Origin of the sequence: Streptomyces azureus, from assembly GCF_001270025.1 — a bacterium.
Lineage (GTDB): Bacteria > Actinomycetota > Actinomycetes > Streptomycetales > Streptomycetaceae > Streptomyces > Streptomyces azureus.
The window spans coordinates 62,293-80,421 of record NZ_DF968232.1 but is presented as its reverse complement, the minus strand read 5'-3'; the positions used below and the strand labels follow the sequence as shown (position 1 = coordinate 80,421).

The 18,129-nt window shown below is 71.9% G+C and carries 16 protein-coding genes and 3 pseudogenes; 10 read left to right on the top strand and 9 right to left on the bottom strand.

The genetic code is table 11. The features are described 5' to 3' along the window. The first annotated feature begins 184 nt into the window (after nt 1-184). Nucleotides 185-1,288, top strand: a complete 1,104-nt coding sequence (locus AOQ53_RS10165; protein WP_059416669.1) for a GNAT family N-acetyltransferase — start codon at nt 185-187, stop codon at nt 1,286-1,288. 48 nt (nt 1,289-1,336) lie between these two features. Here AOQ53_RS10165 and AOQ53_RS10160 read toward each other — a convergent pair whose 3' ends face one another. After that, a complete protein-coding gene (locus tag AOQ53_RS10160; protein WP_059416668.1) occupies nt 1,337-1,924 on the bottom strand; it encodes an AMIN-like domain-containing (lipo)protein in 588 nt (195 codons plus the stop codon). A 149-nt stretch (nt 1,925-2,073) separates the two neighbouring features. Between AOQ53_RS10160 and AOQ53_RS10155 the strand changes: the two genes are divergently transcribed. Continuing rightward, nucleotides 2,074-4,647, top strand: a complete 2,574-nt coding sequence (locus AOQ53_RS10155) for a SpoIIE family protein phosphatase (RefSeq protein WP_078945236.1) — start codon at nt 2,074-2,076, stop codon at nt 4,645-4,647. A gap of 154 nt (nt 4,648-4,801) precedes the next feature. Beyond that, nucleotides 4,802-5,467, top strand: a complete 666-nt coding sequence (locus tag AOQ53_RS10150) for an ANTAR domain-containing protein (protein ID WP_408055145.1) — start codon at nt 4,802-4,804, stop codon at nt 5,465-5,467. A gap of 23 nt (nt 5,468-5,490) precedes the next feature. Here AOQ53_RS10150 and AOQ53_RS42705 read toward each other — a convergent pair whose 3' ends face one another. Next, nucleotides 5,491-5,763, bottom strand: a complete 273-nt coding sequence (locus AOQ53_RS42705) for a SpoIIE family protein phosphatase (RefSeq protein ID WP_236711642.1) — start codon at nt 5,761-5,763, stop codon at nt 5,491-5,493. Nucleotides 5,764-6,170: 407 nt separating this feature from the next. After that, nucleotides 6,171-6,356 (bottom strand): hypothetical protein, encoded by a 186-nt coding sequence (locus AOQ53_RS10140; RefSeq protein ID WP_059416665.1) that lies wholly within the window; start codon nt 6,354-6,356, stop codon nt 6,171-6,173. Nucleotides 6,357-6,555: 199 nt separating this feature from the next. On the opposite strand from AOQ53_RS10140, the pseudogene AOQ53_RS10135 reads away from it, so the two are divergent. Both AOQ53_RS10135 and AOQ53_RS40615 read left to right on the top strand, forming a co-directional pair. Beyond that, nucleotides 6,556-7,391, top strand: a pseudogene (locus AOQ53_RS10135) (chitosanase). 89 nt (nt 7,392-7,480) lie between these two features. After that, nucleotides 7,481-8,350, top strand: a pseudogene (locus AOQ53_RS40615) (EamA family transporter); the annotation flags it as partial. Nucleotides 8,351-8,404: 54 nt separating this feature from the next. Here the strand turns inward: AOQ53_RS40615 and AOQ53_RS10125 are convergent. The 4 genes from AOQ53_RS10125 to AOQ53_RS10110 form a co-directional block, all read right to left on the bottom strand. After that, a complete protein-coding gene (locus AOQ53_RS10125) occupies nt 8,405-9,154 on the bottom strand; it encodes a sulfite exporter TauE/SafE family protein (protein WP_408055144.1) in 750 nt (249 codons plus the stop codon). A 195-nt stretch (nt 9,155-9,349) separates the two neighbouring features. Next, nucleotides 9,350-11,362 (bottom strand): DUF1996 domain-containing protein, encoded by a 2,013-nt coding sequence (locus tag AOQ53_RS10120; RefSeq protein ID WP_059416663.1) that lies wholly within the window; start codon nt 11,360-11,362, stop codon nt 9,350-9,352. Between the two features lie 252 nt (nt 11,363-11,614). Further along, entirely contained in the window at nt 11,615-12,301 is a 687-nt protein-coding gene (locus tag AOQ53_RS10115; RefSeq protein WP_059416662.1) for a lytic polysaccharide monooxygenase auxiliary activity family 9 protein, read from the bottom strand. A gap of 232 nt (nt 12,302-12,533) precedes the next feature. Then, on the bottom strand, nt 12,534-13,736 hold the full coding sequence (locus AOQ53_RS10110) for a PP2C family protein-serine/threonine phosphatase (RefSeq protein WP_059416661.1): 1,203 nt from the start codon (nt 13,734-13,736) through the stop codon (nt 12,534-12,536). 208 nt (nt 13,737-13,944) lie between these two features. Here AOQ53_RS10110 and AOQ53_RS10105 point away from each other — a divergent pair, with 208 nt between their 5' ends. From AOQ53_RS10105 to AOQ53_RS42695, 3 genes and pseudogenes are all read left to right on the top strand, one after another. Continuing rightward, nucleotides 13,945-14,418 (top strand): ATP-binding protein, encoded by a 474-nt coding sequence (locus tag AOQ53_RS10105; RefSeq protein ID WP_059416660.1) that lies wholly within the window; start codon nt 13,945-13,947, stop codon nt 14,416-14,418. A 100-nt stretch (nt 14,419-14,518) separates the two neighbouring features. Then, a complete protein-coding gene (locus tag AOQ53_RS40610; protein ID WP_078945235.1) occupies nt 14,519-14,857 on the top strand; it encodes an ANTAR domain-containing protein in 339 nt (112 codons plus the stop codon). Between the two features lie 119 nt (nt 14,858-14,976). Next, nucleotides 14,977-15,175, top strand: a pseudogene (locus AOQ53_RS42695) (IS5/IS1182 family transposase); the annotation flags it as partial. A 26-nt stretch (nt 15,176-15,201) separates the two neighbouring features. Here the strand turns inward: AOQ53_RS42695 and AOQ53_RS10100 are convergent. Next, on the bottom strand, nt 15,202-15,834 hold the full coding sequence (locus tag AOQ53_RS10100; RefSeq protein ID WP_059416659.1) for a GNAT family N-acetyltransferase: 633 nt from the start codon (nt 15,832-15,834) through the stop codon (nt 15,202-15,204). 99 nt (nt 15,835-15,933) lie between these two features. Here AOQ53_RS10100 and AOQ53_RS45945 point away from each other — a divergent pair, with 99 nt between their 5' ends. Both AOQ53_RS45945 and AOQ53_RS10090 read left to right on the top strand, forming a co-directional pair. Beyond that, nucleotides 15,934-16,479, top strand: coding sequence for a hypothetical protein (locus tag AOQ53_RS45945; RefSeq protein ID WP_059416658.1), 546 nt, complete (start codon nt 15,934-15,936; stop codon nt 16,477-16,479). Nucleotides 16,480-16,532: 53 nt separating this feature from the next. Further along, nucleotides 16,533-17,660: a YihY/virulence factor BrkB family protein gene (locus AOQ53_RS10090; RefSeq protein ID WP_236711640.1), complete on the top strand. Its 1,128-nt coding sequence runs from the start codon at nt 16,533-16,535 to the stop codon at nt 17,658-17,660. Between the two features lie 5 nt (nt 17,661-17,665). On the opposite strand, the gene AOQ53_RS10085 is transcribed toward AOQ53_RS10090, so the two are convergent. Next, nucleotides 17,666-18,118, bottom strand: a complete 453-nt coding sequence (locus AOQ53_RS10085) for a flavodoxin family protein (RefSeq protein WP_059416656.1) — start codon at nt 18,116-18,118, stop codon at nt 17,666-17,668. Nucleotides 18,119-18,129: the final 11 nt, after the last annotated feature.

Sequence of the window (18,129 nt, the reverse complement as noted above, 5' to 3'; positions counted from 1 at the left end):
GGACGTCGGAACGGCGGGAACGGGCCGGCGTCCGGGGGCGGTCGCGCCCGCCCCGAACGCCGTTGAGCTACAGACGTTTCGCTGCTGAGTGACGGCGGTACCGACAGGGCCTGCGCCGTGCGGCCCGAGTACTGCCTGGTGCCGGTACGCGGTGATGTGCAGGCCTTCGTGTGTCCCCGTGCCGATGACACAGGAGGCGGAGTTGCCCGGAAAGCGTGTTCTGATTCTCAAGCCGGACGAACTGAGCCCGACCGACCAGAAGATGTGGCGGGAGATACGGACGGAGTCCGGAGCCGCGGCGAACCCCTTTCTCGACCCGGCGTTCACCACGGCGGTGGGACAGGTCAGGCCCGCGGCCAGAGTGGCGGTGCTCCAGGACGACGGCTCCCCGGTCGGGTTCTTCCCGTACGAGAGGGGACCGTTGGGGCAGGGCCGGGCCATCGGGCTCGGGGTGTCCGACAGTCAGGGGGCCGTGTTACGCCCCGGGATCCGGATCGACGCCCGCCGGTTACTGCGGTCCTGCGCGCTGTCGTCCTGGGAGTTCGACAACCTCGAAGCCGGCCAGGGGGTCTTCGTGCCGCACGCGGTCGAGGAGCTCGCGTCCCCGGTCGTCGACATCGGCGAGGGGTTCGAGCGGTACACGGAGCGGCTGCGCGCGAAATCGCCGAGCTTCCTCAGACAGATCCTGGCCAAGGAACGCAGGCTGGCCCGGCAGGTCGGCGAGGTGCGGTTCACGTACGACGCCCGGGACCTGGGCGCCTTGCGGGCGCTGATGGAATGGAAGTCGGCACAGTACCGGCGGACCGGCCGGCGCGACCGGTTCGCGCAGGAGTGGATCACCCGGCTGGTGCGGTTACTCGGGGAGAGCGAGGAACCGGAGTGCCGTGGCGTGCTGTCCGTGCTGTACGCGGCGGACCGGCCGGTGGCCGCGCACTTCGGTCTGCGCTCGCGCACGGTGCTGTCCTGGTGGTTCCCGGCGTACGACCGCGACTACGCCAAGTACTCCCCCGGCCTCGTGCTCCAGCTGAGGATGCTGGAGGCAGCGGCGGCCGACGGCGTCGAGACGGTCGACCTGGGGAGCGGTCCGGCCCGCTACAAGGAGTCGCTCAAAACCCGTGACCTGCGGGTGTACGAGGGGGTGGTGGTACGGCCGGTGCCCGGCGGGGCCGTCCACTGGCTGGGCCGGGAGCCCGCGCGGGCCGCCCGTCGCTTCGTCCGCAACCGGCCCCGCCTGGCCGGCGCGGCGGCGCGGGCACTGGAGGAGGTGGGGCGGCTGCGCGGTCACTGAGGCCGGCCCGCCCGGGCGCCCGGCTCCGGAGAACCGGGCGCACCGCGATCACCTCGTGGCGGTCCAGCTGTGGGCGACGTCCACGATGACGCGGCCGTCGAACTGCAACACCCGGAAGGGCAGCCGGGCGCGGACGCCGAGCCCGATCTGGGTCTCGCCCTCGAAGCTGCCGGCGAACCGGGTGTCCCGGAAGGTGCGGTAACCGGTGAGGTCCACGCCCGGCAGCGGGCGCGCCACCCGGCCGGGATACGTGGCGGCGCCGGTCTCCGGGTCGTAGGCGGGCGCGGCCACCCGTACCTCGAGAACCGCTCCGCCGGCCACGGGTATGTGCCGGCCCGATCCGTCCTGGTGGAGCTGGTCGACGTAGCGGACGGAGTAGCCGACGTCGCCGCCCGCGCCGGGCACGTCGATGACCATCCGGTCGAAGCAGGCGTGACGGCCGGTCCGGATGTCCTTCACCGACGCGAGCGTGGCGCTGGTGTCGGTCTTGGGGAGGCTCCCCCAGCCGGTCGGACAGGCCGTGGCCTGGGTGGCGGCCTGGGCGGCGACGGGTGCGGCACCGGCCGGCACCGCCGCCACGCCCACCGTGGCGCCCACGAACGCGAGAGTCGCGCATGCTGTTCTGATTCGTACCATTACCGCCCCCAAGGCTCACATGTTGCTGATATGGGGTGAGACGGCCGACGGGTCCGAAAGGTTGCACCCCACCGCGCCGGACCGCCGGTGATGGCACATCCTGGTGGAGAGCGATGGGGTCCGGTGCGTCCGTACCGGGAGGACGCGAGATGGATGAGTCAGCCGCCGTACCGGACGGGTCGCGGTCACCCGAGGGCCGGAGGCGGGGCGGTGGTGACGGCCGGGTCCGGACCGGGGACACCGGCCGGATCGAGGATGCCCTGACCGTTCCGCTGACCGAGGCCGTACGGGACCTCGGAGGCTACGGCGGGCTGGTCTACCTGCGTTCCCGCGACCGGCGTTCGCTCGTGCTCGCGCTGGTGACCGGGGTGCCCCGGTCACTGCTCAGGACCTGGTGGCGGGTGCCGGTGGGCGGTGCGCTGCCCATGGCGGAGGCCTACCGGCGGGGCGAGACCCTGTGGCTGCCGGACGAGCGCGCCACCATGGTGCGCTTCCCGCACTTCACCGCCGGGCTGCCGTACTCCTTCGGCTCGGCCTACCGGCCCGTCCAGGCCGGCGGGGAGGCCGTGGGTGTCCTGGTCGTGCTGCGTTCGGCCGCCCGGTCGCCGCTGGACGCCGACGCGGTGGCGCCGGCGCTGCGCCCCGCCGGGCAGGCCATGGAGGAGCGTCTCACCCGCCTCGCCGCCGGCCGGCCGGGCCCGGACTCCGCCGCGTACCGGATCGAGTACGACGGTGAACCGGTCAGCGTGCGGCTGCCCACGCCCGCCGTCCACCCCGTCCGGGTCGGGCTCATCGACTGGGACCTGGACACCGACCGGTGCACGGCGGACGACGAGGCCCTCGCTCTCCTCGGCATCGGCCGGGCGGACTTCGGCGGCACGATGGCGGACATCGAGGCCCGAGTCAGCCCCGACGACCTGCATGAACTGCGGACCAGCCGGCACGACGCACTCACGCTCGGCCGGGTCAGATGCCGGCACTTCCGGGTGCGGGACGACTCCGCGGGCGACGAGGAGGCCGGCTACCGGCCCGTCGAGCTGTGGGGGCATCTCGTGCGCGGCGGCACGGGTTCCGACCGGATCCTGGTGGGGGCCCTCGTCGACGCGGGCAGCGGGCTCACCGCGGCCGAGGCCGCCGAGCGGCTGCCCGACGGTCTCTTCTCGCTGGACCAGGACGGTCGCCTGACGTACGCCAACCGCCGCTGCGAGGAACTCCTGGGCGGCGTCCGGGAGGCACTCCTGGGCCGCTATCCGTGGGAGGTGATCACCTGGCTCCGGGATCCCGCGTACGAGGACCGCTACCGGGCGGCGATGCTGTCGCAGGAGCAGGTGTCCTTCCTCGTACGGCATCCCGCCGGGAACTGGCTGAGTTTCGTGCTCTACCCGGACGTGCACGGACTGACGGGCCGGATCCATCCGGCCGGCCCGCCCACCGGGTCCGAGGCGGCGCGCGAGGCGGGGTCCGCCGCCGGTTACGTGCCGGAGGCAGCGGCCGTGGCGCCGCCGCCCGGGCCGGTCGCCGCGGCGCGTGCCGGGGCGCTCTACCACGTGGTGCAGATGGCGAGCGTGCTCACCCAGGCGGTCACCGTCGAGGACGTCTGCCGGGCCGTGTCCGAGCAGCTGCTGCCCGCGTTCGGCGTCCGGGAGCTCGCCCTGTACACGGTCCGCGAGGGCCGGATGTACCTGCTGTGGGAGTCGGGCTACCCGGAGGGCTTCCTCGCGCCGTTCGAGGGCGTCACCCTCGACACGCAGCTGCCCGGGGTGCACGCGCTGACCACGCGCCTGCCGCTCTTCTTCGAGTCGCCCGAGGACCTCTCCCTCGCCTACCCGGGCATCACCCTGGACCGCATGAGCGCCTGGTCGTTCCTGCCGCTGATCGCCTCCGGGCATCCCGTCGGCTCGTGCATCCTCGGCTGGGACACCCCGCACCGGTTCACCGCCGACGAGCGTTCCGCGCTCACTGCGCTGAGCGGCCTGGCCGCGCAGGCGCTGGAGCGGGCCCGGCTCTACGACGCCGAGTCCGCCGTCGCCCGCGGTCTTCAGGAGGGGCTGCTGCCGCACCGGCTGCCCGCCGTCGAGGGGCTGCGCACCACCGGGCGCTACCTGCCCGGCACGCAGGGCATGGCCATCGGCGGCGACTGGTACGACGTGATCACCACGGGGCGTGGGGTGGCCCTGGTGATCGGGGACGTCGAGGGCCACAGTGTGGGCGCCGCCGCGGTGATGGGTCAGCTGCGCAGTGCCGTGCACGCCTTTGCGGCGAGCGAGCGGCCGCCGCAGGAGGTCATCACGCACACCAACCGGCACCTGGCCGAGCTGGAGGCGGACGTCTGCGCCACCTGCTGCTACATCGAGCTGGACCCGCGCACGGGGCGGGCGTTCGCCGTACGGGCCGGGCACCCCCCGCCGCTGCTGCGCCACCCCGACGGGCACGCCGAGACGCTGGATCTCGCGGGCGGCGTCATGCTGGGCGTGCAGCCCGACGCGGTTTATCCCGTCACGGCGCTCACGCTGTCTCCCGGCAGCGTCCTCGCCCTGTACACCGACGGGCTCGTGGAGCAGCCCGGCAGCGACATCGAGGCCGGCATCGAGGAGGTCCGCCGCTGCCTTGCCGATACTCCGGCGGACTCGGTGGATCACCTCGCCGACCGGCTGGTGCGGACGGCGCGCCGCGCCCGGGAGCGGCCCGACGACGTGGCACTGCTGCTGACGGCGTATCGCTGAGCGAGCGGACTGCCGGGTGTCCACGCGCGGCCCCGGTTTCTCGCAGGTCCCCGGTCTCCCGCGATCGGCGTGGACAGCTTGGCGCGGGGTACGGTGGGCGGGACCGGTGAGCGAGGCGGTGGTGGCGGTGGAGTGGCAGCAGTACGCCGAACAGATGGCGATGCTCGCCCGGGATCTGGTGGCGCAGGATTCGGTACAGGCGACGCTGGACGAGATCGCGGCAGCCGCTGTGAAGCTGGTCGAGGGCTGTGACGCGGCCGGGATCCTGGCGGTGTCCAAGGGCCGGGCGGTGACGCTCTCCGTGTGCGGTGACATGGTCGAGGAGTCCGACCGGTTGCAGGGCGAGCTGGGCGAGGGACCGTGCTTCGACGCGGCCCGGCGCGTGGACGGCGAGCGGCTGTTCCGCATCGCCGACATGACGAAGCCGCAGCCGTCCTGGCCGCGGTTCTCCCAAGCGGCCCGCGACCTCGGGATCGGCAGCATGACCGGTGTGCTGCTCTACACCGGCCAGGAGGACTTCGGCGCGCTCAATCTCTACTCGCGCCGGCCGGGGGCCTTCGGCAAGGACATCGAGGCCGCGGGCTGGCTGCTCGCCTCCCATGCCGCCGTCGCGCTGGCCACCGCCCGCACCGTCGACCAGCTGGAGCACGCCCTGGAGACCCGGCATGCCATCGGGGAGGCCATGGGGATCCTCATGGAACGCCACCGGATGAGCGAGGACGAGGCCTTCGACGTGCTGCGGCGCATCTCCCAGCACCACAACATCAAGCTGCGCGACGTCGCCCGGCGCGTCCGCGTCGACACCTCCGGCCAGGCCTGACCGGAGCGGCCGGGGCGGCGGCCTCACGCCGGGCCGCCGTCGGGCCGGGAGGTGCGCAGGAGGAGCACCGTGATGTCGTCGGCGTGCTGTCCGGTGGGGGTCGTGTGGTGGACGAGCCTGCCGATGAGCCGTTCCAGGTCGTGGCCGTCGCCGGTGTCCAGGTGGCCGGCCAGGTCAAAGGTGGTCCGGGGCGCGTCGGTGCCGGGGAGCTCGACGAAGCCGTCGGTGTACAGGGCGAGGGTGGTGCCGGGGAGCAGGGGCGTGGTGGTGACCGGGTGATGGGCGCCGGTCTGGATGCCCAGCAGCGGGCCGGGGTCGACGTCGAGGCCTCAGGTGCGGTGATCGCCGGCGGCGCCCCGCTCGCCGACGCCCGCGCCTTCGGACAGTGGAGTGCCGCGCACCGGCTCGTCGAGCACGGCGCCCGCACCGCCCCCAGGACGCCGCCACTCTCGGCCTGCCGGACCGGGTCCAAGCGCACGTCGAGGCCGGTGAGCCACCCACGGCCGACGAGATCACCAGCGCCTTCTGAGGCGCCTGCCACGGCGGCCACCTGTCCACGGCGCAGTATCTCCACCGGCACGGCGCCGACATCGACTGGTGCGGCTACGACCGGCCCCCGCTCGACACGCCCGGGACGCCGACGACATCGTGCGGTGGCTGCGCGGCCTAGGCGCGCGGAGCCGCTCGTAGCGTCCGCGTCGTCTCACAAGCAGTAGCGCACGAGCCACTCGTCCTGGTTGTACGCGGTGCGCGCGGGGTCGGGCGTGCCGGCGGCGCGCTCCTCGACCATGTCCTCCAGTCGCACCGGCTCCGGCAGCGTCCCGAAGCGGGTCTGGCGTGCTGCCGCGGCCTCCGCCTCGCTGCTCCGCTTCGACATCGCGTCGTCCACGGCGATTCCCCTCTCCGGTTGGTCTCTCGGACCGATCGGCCTCCCTGGGTAAAGAGTTGACGTACGAGCCGGGCAAATGGTTCCCCGGGGGTCGCTTGTTCGACCCTGCGAACTTCGCGTTCGGCTGTTTCCCTTGCGGCGGGCCGTGATAGTAAACTTTCCTATCAGTTCTCACGGTCGGCTCTTCCTAGCCCCCACCCTGCTTGGAGGCACCGTGAGACACCCGTCGGCCCCGGCAGCGCGCCGCACCGTTCTGGCGCTGTTCGGAGCCGCCCTCGCCGCCGCCCCGTTCCTGAAGCCGCCGCACGCCACGGCGTCCTTCCGTGCGGTCGGCCTCGACGACCCGGCGAAGAAGGAGATCGCCATGCAGCTCGTGTCGAGCGCGGAGAACTCCTCGCTCGACTGGAAGGCGCAGTACCAGTACGTCGAGGACATCCGCGACGGCCGCGGCTACACCGCCGGCATCATCGGCTTCTGCTCCGCACCGGCGACATGCTCGACCTCGTCGAGCTCTACACGGACCGCAAGCCCGGCAACGTCCTGGCGAAGTATCTGCCGGCGCTGCGCCGGGTCGACGGCACCGACTCGCACGACGGCCTCGACCCCGGCTTCCCCGGCGAGTGGCGCAGGGCGGCCCGCGACAGCGAGTTCCGGCGGGCACAGGACCACGAGCGCGACCGGGTGTACTTCGGCCCGGCGGTCCGGCAGGGGAAGGCGGACGGGCTGCTGGTGCTGGGCCAGTTCGCGTACTGCGCCGCCATCGTCATGCACGGCGACGGCAACGACCCCCTGAGCTTCCGCGACATCCGCAAGCGGGCGCTGCGCACGGCGAACCCACCGGCGTGGGGCGGCGACGAGGTGACGTACCTCGACGCCTTCCTGGACGCACGCGTGTGGGCCATGAAGCAGGAGGAGGCACACAGCGACACCAGCAGGGTCGACACGGCGCAGCGTGTCTTCCTGCGCGAGCGCAACCTCGACCTCGACCCGCCGCTGCACCGGAAGGTCTACGGCGACAGCCACCACATCGGCTGACCCGCCGTGGCACGGGCAGGGATTGGTCCAGCAAGCAGGCACAGAAGTGGACTCCTTCCCGGGCCGTCCGGCCTCCTAGCGTCGCTCGTATGAACGCCACCACCACGCGCGGAGCTCTTCTCGCCGCGCTCGCCTGCGTCCTCGTCGGAGCGTCCTTCACGGCCAACAGCGTCCTGGGCGACTACCCGTACGCGGGCGGCCAGTTCCTGCGCTACGGGCTGGCCTGTCTGCTGCTCGTGCCGCTGGCCGGGAAGGGCGCGGCCGCCCGGCTGCGGGCGCTGACACCCCGTCAGTGGGTCCGGCTCGTACTGCTCGCCGCGGTCGGCATGGTCGGTTTCAACCTGGCCGTCATCGCCGCGGAACGCACGGCGGAGCCGGCGGTTCCGGGCGTGTTCGTGGGCTGTGCGCCGGTGGTGGTCGCCGTGCTCGTGCCCCTCCTGGACGGGCGCCGGCCCCAACGGGCCGTGCTGTACGGGGCGTTGCTCGTCGCCATCGGTGCCTGCACCGTCCAGGGCTGGGGGCGCACCGACGCCGCGGGCATCGCCTTCTCCGTGTGCGCCCTGGCGGGGGAGGTCGGATTCGCCGTGCTCGCCGTACCCGTACTGCGGCCCCTCGGCCCCCGGCTGCTGTCCGCCACGGTGTGCGCGGTCGCCGCGCTGGAGTCGGCGGCGGCCGGGCTGCTCGCCGACGGCGCCGGGTGGCTGCGGCGTCCGGACGCCGTCGAGGCCTCCGCGCTGCTGTGGCAGGCGGTGGTGGTCACGGTGGTCGGCTTCGTGTGCTGGTACATGGGCATGCAGCGGATCGGCGCGGAACGCGCCACCCTCTTCTCCGGTCTCATCCCGGTCGCGGCGGCCTGCACCGCACCGCTCGTCGGCACGGGCTCCTACGGTCTCGCGCAGGCGGCGGGCAGCGCGCTGGTCGGCCTCGGCGTCGCCGTGGGGTCCGGGGCGCTGACGCGGCCGGGGGGCACGAGGGGCGAACCGCGGACGGCCCGCGTACGGCGGCAGTGCGCGTCAGTGGAGCACCAGGTGGACCAGGGCGACGGTGCCGACCGACACGATCAAGGTGCGCAGGACGGCGGGGCTGAAGCGGCGGCCCGTCCTGGCTCCGATCAGGCCGCCCAGCGCGGATCCCGCGGCGATGAGCAGGACGGCCGTCCAGTCGAACTCCGCGAAGAAGACGAAGAGCACGGCGGCGACGGTGTTGACGACGGCGGCCAGTACGTTCTTGACGGCGTTGAGCCGCTGGAGCGTGTCGTCGAGCAGCATGCCCATCAGGGAGACGTAGATGATGCCCTGCGCGGCGGAGAAGTAGCCGCCGTAGACGCTGGCGAGCGTCAGGCCGGTGAACAGCAGCGGGCCACCGTCACGACGGACGGGACCGCCTGCCGGGCGACGGCGGCGCACCCTCTTGGCGATCAGCGGCTGGCAGGCGACCAGGACGAGGGCGAGGCTCACGAGGACCGGCACGATCCGCTCGAAGGCCGATTCGGGCAGGGTCAGCAGCAGGACGGCACCCGCGAGGCCGCCCAGTACGGCGCCGATGCCCATCAGCAGGACGCGGCGCCGCTGCCCGCGGAGTTCCTCGCGGTAGCCGATGGCCGCGCTGATGGAGCCGGGGACCAGGCCGAGCCCGTTGGACACCGTGGCGGTGACCGGGGGCAGGCCGGTGGCGAGCAGTACCGGGAAGGTGATCAGCGTTCCCGAGCCGACGACGGCGTTGACGGCGCCCGCGCCCGTACCGGCCGCGAACACGGCCGCCATCTCGCCCGGCGTCACAGTGCCGCACCGCCGACAGCACCACCGCGTCCGGCGTTCCTGATGAGGTTCATGGGATCACGCTAGAGGATGGGCTGTTCGGCGGCTGTCGAAGGGTCGCGGATGACCGGGGGCGAGGAACGGCGGCAGGATCCGGTCGGGATCCTGCCGCCGTTCGCCGGTCGGGCCGGTGCCGTCGTCTCAGCCTCGCCTGACGCGGCGGAGGACGACGAAGCCCGCGATGACCAGAACGGCGCCTGCCGCGGCCGGCCAGAGCTGGGCGCCGGTGTCGGCGAGGCCGCCGCTGCCGACCGCCTGGGGCTCGGTCCGGGACGGGAGCGACGGGGTGGGAGCGGCGCTGGTCGCCGTTCCGACGGCCTGGGACTGGCCGAGGCCGTCCCCCGCGTCCTCGCCTGCGTCGTCCTTCGTGCCGCCCTCGTCACCGGTGTTCGCGGCGCCCCGTTCGGGCGTGGGGGTGGCGAGCACCTCCGGTTCGTCGGTGCGCGGCGCGGCCGTGGGCGAACCGCCCTGCTCCGGCTGCTCCGGCTCGGGGGCCGGCTCGTTCGTCGCCGGCGGCTTGGCGACCTGGTCCTTCCCGCCGCTGCCGTCGCCCTTCCCGCCGTCGCCGTCACCCGTGTCGCCGGGCTTTCCGCCGGCGTTGCCGTCCTGTGGGGCGTCCGGGGTGCGCGTGGGCTGCTCCTGCGGGGCCTCGGGGGCCTTCGTCGGCTGCTCGGGGGTCTTCGTCGGCTGCTCCTGCGGCTCCTCTTCCGGCTTGTCGCCCGGCTCGGCGCCTGCTCCGGCGCCGCACTCGCGGCCGTCGTTGATGCAGTCGGCCATCTCCCGCATCAGGTCCTCGTCGAAGACGTTGATGAAGTCGCCGTGGTCCGTGACCGGCTTGTGCAGCTGCTCCGGGAAGGAGTCCACGGCGAACAGCGGTGTCGTACGGCCGCCGTCCTCCAGGCTCGGCGCGTCGACGTCGTAGACGATGCGCTGGACCAGTTGCGGTATGGGCCGGAAGCCGGACGGGCAGTTGCCGGCGGCGTCCGCGAAGGCCACGTGGGTGCGGTGGTTGGCACTGTCGATGTTGCGGCCGTCCCAGCAGCTCTGGAACTCGAACGTGCGCACCACGTCGCTGCCCTGCGGGCACAGCGGGTACTTGTCCTTCAGCTGCCGGTCCTCGAAGCCCGTGCAGCTCCAGGAGGCGTTGGCGTTGGCCGGGCCGTTGACGAACGACTTGGCGTCGCCGGTGATGATGCGCAGCAGCCGCGGCATGGCGGTGACCTTGCCGCGCGGGTTCCCCACGAAGGTCAGCGTGACCTGCTTCGGCGTGACGATCTCGCCGGCGTTGCCCTCGATGCCGCCGCCGGGCGAGTTGGCGTCCTGCTCCTGGGTGCCGTTCTGCAGGCGCAGCACGGGCCAGTAGTAGGAGGACTTGTCGCCCTGGTCGACGCAGCTGGTCTCGGCGTTCGCGAGGTCCTGGTCGCTGGCGAAGGCGTTGTTGGCCTGGTTTCCGATGTAGTCGTGGAAGTGGTGCGCGCCGTTGGTGACGCCGGGAGCGGCGATGATGTTGTCGGAGTTGAACAGGCCGTTCTCGTTCACGCCGCAGTCGGTGGTGAAGGAGCCCCGGGAGGCTTTCGTCCCCTGGCGGGGGCTGCCGGCCTCGGGCTGGACGCTGGTGATGGGCGCGAAGTCGGCGGCGACGGGGCCGTTGCCCGCCTGTCCGCCGTTGGCGCCCTGGCCCTGGCCGTCCTGCCCCTGCTCCTGGCCGGGCTGCTGGCCGCCGTCGCCGCCCTGGCCTTCGCCCTGTGCGGGGGCCTGGTTGCCGGAATCCCGTACGGTGCAGGCGGCGAGGGCCTCGAGCCCGTCGGGGCGGTCCCCCACGCGGTCGATGGCGATGGCGATGCGCTCCAGGGTCGCGGCCCGCTTGTCCTTCAGCGGGTTCATGATCGCGTTGTCAGCGAAGCCGGAGTCCTGCTGCACCTGCTGTGCGGATTCACTCAGCCGCTGGTAGGCCTTGGCGATCTGCTCGTCGAGGAGGGCGAGTTCCTTGTCCACCTCCCCCCGCGCCTGCCCGGGAACCGAGGTCAGCTTGCTGCCGACGTCCGGGCAGTCGACCGTGGCGCCCGCGGTCCGAACCCCCGTACCGGACCGCGTCTGGGCGGGGTCACCGCCCGAACCGCCGTCGGTCGCGGAGGCGTAGACGTTCGCGGCCATCAGGCCGCCTCCGCCCAGGATCAGTGCGAATGCGGCGAAGGTCGCGCGTCGTGGGCCGGCAGGGCGTCTTCGCGTGTTGCGTCCCAAGGGTGCTCTCCTGCGCTTGTGGCGTACCGGGCATGAAAATCCCCTCGCCCCATACGTGCGGGAGCACCGGCGTGCTCAAGCGTTTCGAAAACTTTCGGAGAACTCTCATGAAGCCGCGAAACAACCGGGCCCCGCCGGACACCCGGTCCGGCGGGGCGGCGCAGGTCAGCGGAAGTTCACATCACTGCAGAGGAAGTAGGTCTGGTCCATGTGCGACGCCTGCCAGATCGTGTAGACGACGTGCCGGCCGCTCAGGCCCGAAGTGCTCACGGGGATCTCGTAGTTCTGGCTGGGCGCGTACTTGCCGGTGCGCGCGACGAGACGGAGGTCGTTCCACGTCAGCGGCTGGGTGGTGGGGTCGAAGCCCTGCCGCGTGACGTATACCAGGAAGTAGTCGGCGCCGTGGCTGGCCTGGTCGTACAGCTTCACGGTGAAGTTGCCCGTGATGTCGGTCGTCTTCCAGGCGCCCACCGTGTCCAGGGAGTTGTAGCGGCCGCCCTCGGTGCGTCCGCCGCTGCACAGCTGGCCGTCGGGGACCACGGCCTGGAAGTTGCCGCCGGAGCCGTTGCGGTACAGGCCGTTCCAGTTCCACATGGCGTTGGGGTTGTCCTGCCACGCCTGCCAGCACATGGGGTCCTGCTGCGCCATCGCGGGGTTCTGGAAGTCGCTCCCCCAGCGCAGCCAGCAGCCGTAGTTGCGGGATGCCGGGTCGACGACCGAGCCGTGCGCGACGGCGGTGCCGCTCCAGGGGATGAGGCTGAGCAGCGCGGCGACCAGGACGCTCAGGGCGAGCGTCAGCCGCGACCGGACCCTGAGGGCATGACTCCTTAGGACATGACCATGACAATCCATGATCTCCTTCTTTCGGATGTGGGGGTTGTCGTGCTTCCGGTGTCTTTCGTGGGGAGTGCGGCAGCGCGTGGGAGCGCTCCCGCAAGGCACAGGCTGCGCCCGGTGACGCGGGTGGGCAACGTTCGATTGCGCCACTTCCGCTCCCCCTGGCGCGTTCGATTCGTTCGACGCTCCACAGCGGGTCCGGGGTGACGGCCTTTACCGCGGGACCCGCGACGTCTGCGCGGATAGGTCAGGTGTCGGTCCCGGCATTCGTGCGGCGGTCTGCGGAACGGGGGCCGTGCCAGTCCAGGCACAGGACGGTGGCGTCGTCTGCCGGGTGGCCGTTGCAGGCGTCGGTCACTGTGGTGGCCAGTTTGCGCGCGACCTCGCGCGGGTGTTCGGCGGCGGTGTCACGGATGAGGCCGGGGAGGTCGACTTCTTGCGCTTGGCGTTCTTGCATGCCGTCGGTGTAGAGCAGGAGGCGGTCACCGGGGCGCAGGTCAAGGTCCTGCACCTTGTAGGGGCCCTCGTGTGCGGCGACGCCGAAGGGCAGGTTCACGGCCAGGCGCAGTTCGGTTACCGTGCCGTCGCGCAGCCGTAGGGGCCAGGGGTGGCCTGCGTTGACGAGCTGGGCGCTGGTCCCGTCCAGGGCGATGCGCAGCAGCTGGCCGGTGGCGAAGGTCCGTCTGCCGTGGTCGACGAGGGCTTGGTGGGTCTGGCGGGCCTGTTCGGCGAGGTCTTTCCCGGCGCGGCGGGCGCCGCGGGAGGCGTTGACCAGGAGGGTGGCCATGAGCGCGGCGTCGACGTCGTGGCCCATCGCGTCGGTGATGGACAAGTGCAGGGTGTCGTGGTCGAGGGAGTAGTCGTAGGTGTCACCGGCGATGTCGGAGGCCGGGACCAGGGCGCCGGCGAGGACGAACTCGGCGGCCTCGCACGAAGGGGCCGAGGGCAGCAGCTGGCGCTGGATCTCCGCGGCCAGGCTGACCGAGGTGGTGCGATTGCCCCAGTGGTAGAGGTCGGTGAACCGGCGGTCGGTGACGATGATGTACGCCAGCGCGTGCGCGACCTCTTCTACCTGCTCCAGGACATCCCGTGTGACCTGGGGAAGGAACAGCTCCAGCACACCGACGGCGTCGCCGCGGTTGGTGACGGGGGCGAGCACCCGCTGCCCCTGCTCGCTCTCCGGTGTCTGCACCAGCTTCTGGGTGCGCAGGACCTCGTCGTAGATGCTGTCGTCGAAGGGGACCTGTTCGGCGCGGCGCTCCTGTTGCGTAGCCGCCTGCTCGCTGACCCGCAGCAGGCGCTGGCCGACGACGTCGACGAAGAGGAACGACACGTACCGCGCGCCGAACCGGTCGCGCAAGTTGCGCGCCACGATATCGAGAGAGGCCACAGGTGCGGCGCCCTCCGCCGCTGCCAGCACCTCAGCCAGTCCGATCCGATCGCGTGCCACGTCAGCCTCCTTTTGGGTTCCCAGCTCGCTTTCCCGCCGACGCGACAGGCACAGCACGGCTGTGACACATGCCTCAGCCCGCGCGCCGGGGACAAACAAGCACCCCCGGAGACGTCACCCTCTGACTGAGGCCCGGACGCCTGATGTGAAGATTCGGGGGTAGACGGGTCGCAGCCCGTTCGGACACGGGGGAGCAGGGTGGGCCGGCATGGAGCAGACGGCAGGCGGTGAGGGCGGGCAGTCTCAGGTGGAGGACCTCGTATCGGTGTCAGGGGCGTTCGAGGGCAGCGAGGACATCGCCGTCGCCCGCGATCTGGCCCGCAGTTTCCTCACCGACGTCCAGGCCGTACACGGGCTGCCGGTGTCCGGGCGCGCGATGGGCATGGTGCAGCTCGTGGTCAGCGAGCTGGTGACCAACGCCCGCAAGTACGCACCCGGCCCGTGTTTGCTGACGCTGGAAGTCGACGGCGGCGCAGTGAAGGTGACCGTGTGGGACAGCAATCCGACGCCGCCTGCGATCCTCGCGCCCGACCCGATGCGGATCGGCCAGCACGGGCTGGAGATCGTCATGGCGGTCGGCCAGAGTTTCACAGTCCACCGCGAACCCGTGGGCAAACGGATCACCACGGCCATCGCGCTGGCCGACGATCCCGGCGGGGACGTCACCGGCCGGCGGCTGTGACGGCTTTCGCCGTACCTGGCCGTTTTCCCGCGCCGCCTCCCGCGCGGAGGCCTGCCCGTCGCGGGAGTGTGCCGGCGGACGAGAGGGGCAGGCGCCCCGTATGCGACCTCCCCCGCACAGTGGCTTCCGGCGTGCTCGAAGCGCGCCCGCCCTCTGGGCAGGGTGCGACGAACCACCAGGCGCCGGCGGCGTACCGGACAGGGCGGCGCCTGAGCGCGTCGAACGGCTTGAGCCGGAGAACGAGCAGCTCAAGCAGGCGATCGACAACCGGCCGATGATCGACATGGCCAGGGGTGCTCTGATGGCCGGCTTCGGCTGCACATCCGACGAGGCGTGGGAGATCTTGGTGCAGGTTTCCCAGAACAGCACCGTCAAGCTGCGCGCGCTGGCCGACGCGGTGACGGCGGCGGTGAACCGGACACGAACCGATGCCGCATGAGACCGGGGCGGGCGAGCAGACGTCCGGAGCCGGCTGGGGAGGGGCCATGCAGCCTGGGGAGGTCGAAGGACCCTTCCCAGCCGACAGAGTCCGGCGCCCGGGGGGAATCTGCGCGCAACGTCACACGGCTCATCCCCCTCCCGGACGCGATGCCCCGAATCCGTGGGTTACGTGAACGCCCACGCCGACCGAAGCGGCTGTTCGCCGAACCGGGGTTACGACTGTGACGAGTACCGCCGCCTGCTGCGGAAGCGCGGGATCAAGCCCGTCATCGCCCAGCGCGGCGTTGCGCACGGTTCTGGTCTCGGCCGCGCCCGTTGAACCGGATCATGTGAGACCAGCCGTTAGAGCCGGTCGAGTTCCTTCGTGGTGCGGCCGAGGTAGGTGGCCGAGCCGGGCTCGGGGACGTCGAGTTCATGGAAGCCCATGCGGTCGTAGAAGGCCCTGGCCCGGGTGTTGGCGGTCGCCATGGCCAGATGGACGGCCGGCACTCCCCTGTCCTGGAGGGTGGCCAGGAACGTCCGCATCAGGCTGCGGCCGTGGCCGCGCCCCTGCCACTCGGGCAGCAGGTCGATGTGCAGGTGGGCGGGGTAGGCCGCGAGTTCGGGCAGCACCATCCGCTCAGGGTTGTGCAGCAGTCCCGCCATCGCCTCGTCCGGAGTGCGGGGCGGCTCCGGCGGCTTCGGGTAGCGGCCGGCGACCAGCGGCAGCCAGGTGGCGCGGAAGGCCTCGGCGAAGCGCGGGGTGTCCGCCGTGCCGAGGATGTAGCCGACCGCCTGCCCGCGCCCGTCGTCCAGCACGAAGGCCAGGTCAGGCTCCAGATGGACGTACGGAGCCGCGAAGGTGGCCGGGAAGATGCCCGGGTCCGTGTAGTGGGGGCGGCTGTCCTGGCCGTTGTGCGCGGTGCGGACGCAGATGTCGTCGAGGGCCGGACGGTCCTCGGGGCGGTACGGGCGGATGCCGGGGAGCTTGGTCATGGCGGCATCGTGCCCCCTATGGGAGCGCTCCCTCAACCCACTTCGAGGAGCTCCCCCAAGGCCACCGAAACGGTGGCGTGGCTATGGGAAGCTCCGGCCATGACCACCGTGACCCAGTTGGGCAAGGCCGCACTCGCCCTCCCGGAGGTGGAGGAGGGGACGCACTTCGGCATGGTCGCCTTCTCCGTGCGGGGCAGGGGCTTCGTCTCGGTGACCAAGGACGGCCGGGTGCAGTTGCGTCCGCCGCAGGAGGAGACCGACGCCGCCTTGGCCGCACATCCGGCCGGTGAGCCTCTCGTGCGCACGGGCGCGCCGATCGGTTTCCGCGTGCCGCTCGCCGACATCGACGGCAAGGACCTCAACGCCCTGGTCCGGGCGGCCTGGTTCAGTCGCGCCCCGAAGCGGCTCGCCGCGGCTCAGGCGGCGGCCGGCAGCCCCGGCGGCGACCTGCCCGCCGGTATCGGCAGGCCCGCCACGCAGGCCCTGCGCGGTGCCGGCGTGATGACGCTGGAGCAGGTGGCACAGCACTCGCGGGCGGAACTTCTCGCGCTGCACGGGGTGGGGCCCAAGGCGGTGCGTGTGCTGTCGGAGGCGCTGGAGCAGCGCGGCCTCGCCCTGCGGGGTGACTCCCCCATGGACAGCTGACGCCGACCTACCGAATACGGCTTAACTGCCCAGTTCGGGGTTACCCGGGCCACATGGTGAAGCTGCATATTCCGGGACGAAAAGAACATCGTGAGAAAGAGGCTCCGCCTCAGGACTCCGCCCCTGCCCGGGCTCCCGCCCCGACTGCGCAAGAGCCCCGCCCGGCCGCGGAGAGGCCCGCTCCGAGATCGGACGAGGAGCCCGGCCCGGGGCCCGAAGTGGAGCGGGCTGCTCCGGACAGCCCGAGTGACCTCCCCCGGAAGTCGTGGGGTGCGGTGCTCAAGGGGAGCCTGCGAGAGTTCAAGGACGACGAACTGACCGACCGGGCGGCCGCGCTCACGTACTACGGGGTGCTGGCGCTCTTCCCGGCACTGCTGGTGCTGGTGTCACTGCTGGGCATCACCGGCAGGTCGACCACGGACAGGGTGCTCGAGAACGTCCAGCAGTTCGCCCCCGGCGCGGCCCGCGACATCATCACCCGGGCTGTCGAGCAGTTGCAGGGCAACGCCGGTATCGGCTCGCTGATGGCGATCGCCGGTCTCGTCCTCGCGGTGTGGTCGGCCTCCGGCTACGTGGGGGCGTTCATCCGCTCCGCCAACGCCGTCTACGACATGCCCGAGGGCCGGCCGGTGTGGAAGTTGCTGCCGATGCGGCTGGCGGTGACGATCGTGCTGATGGTGATGGCGGTGATCAGCGCGCTGATCGTGGTGTTCACGGGCGGGCTGGCCCGGCAGGCCGGAACCGCGCTCGGGATCGGGGACACCGCGCTGACGGTGTGGTCGATCGCGAAGTGGCCCGCGCTGGTGGTGCTGGTCACGATCATGATCGCGATCCTGTACTGGGCGACCCCGAACGCCAAGGTGAAGGGGTTCCGCTGGATCACACCGGGCAGCGTGCTGGCCCTGCTGATCTGGATGGCCGCCTCGGCCGGGTTCGCGATCTACGTGGCCAACTTCGCCTCGTACAACAAGACCTACGGCACGATGGCCGGCGTCATCGTCTTCCTGGTGTGGCTGTGGATCACCAATCTGGCGATCCTGCTGGGCTTGGAGTTCGACGCGGAGACGGTCCGGCAGCGGGCCATCGCCGGTGGTCATCCGCCCGAGGCCGAGCCGTACACGCAGCCGCGTGACACCCGTACCTGGGACGAAGAGGACCGGCGCCGTATGGAAGGGAGTTGACCCGTTCAGCCCATGAGTCCGGCGGCGACCGTCGCGCCCAGTTCCCAGCACTTCTCGACGTCGCCCTTGCCGGGCTCGCCGGTCACGGTCACGGCCTCGGCGGCGCGGCGCCAGCCGAGGCCCGTCGTGATCGACTCGATCCCCCGCACGGCTCCGGTGACGTCGTTCCCGCCGTGCACCCAGTAGCCGAAGGGCCGGCCGCGGGTCGCGTCCAGGCACGGGTAGTAGACCTGGTCGAAGAAGTGCTTGAGGGCTCCGGACATGTAGCCGAGGTTCGCGGGGGTGCCGAGCAGGTAGCCATCGGCGGCGAGGACGTCGGAGGCGGTGGCGGACAGCGCGGGCACGCGGACGACCCGGACGTCCTCGATCTCGGGGTCCGTCGCCCCGGAGACGACGGCTTCGAACATCGCCTGGCAGTTGGGCGAGGGCGTGTGATGGACGATCAGCAAGGTGGCCACGTCACCCGACC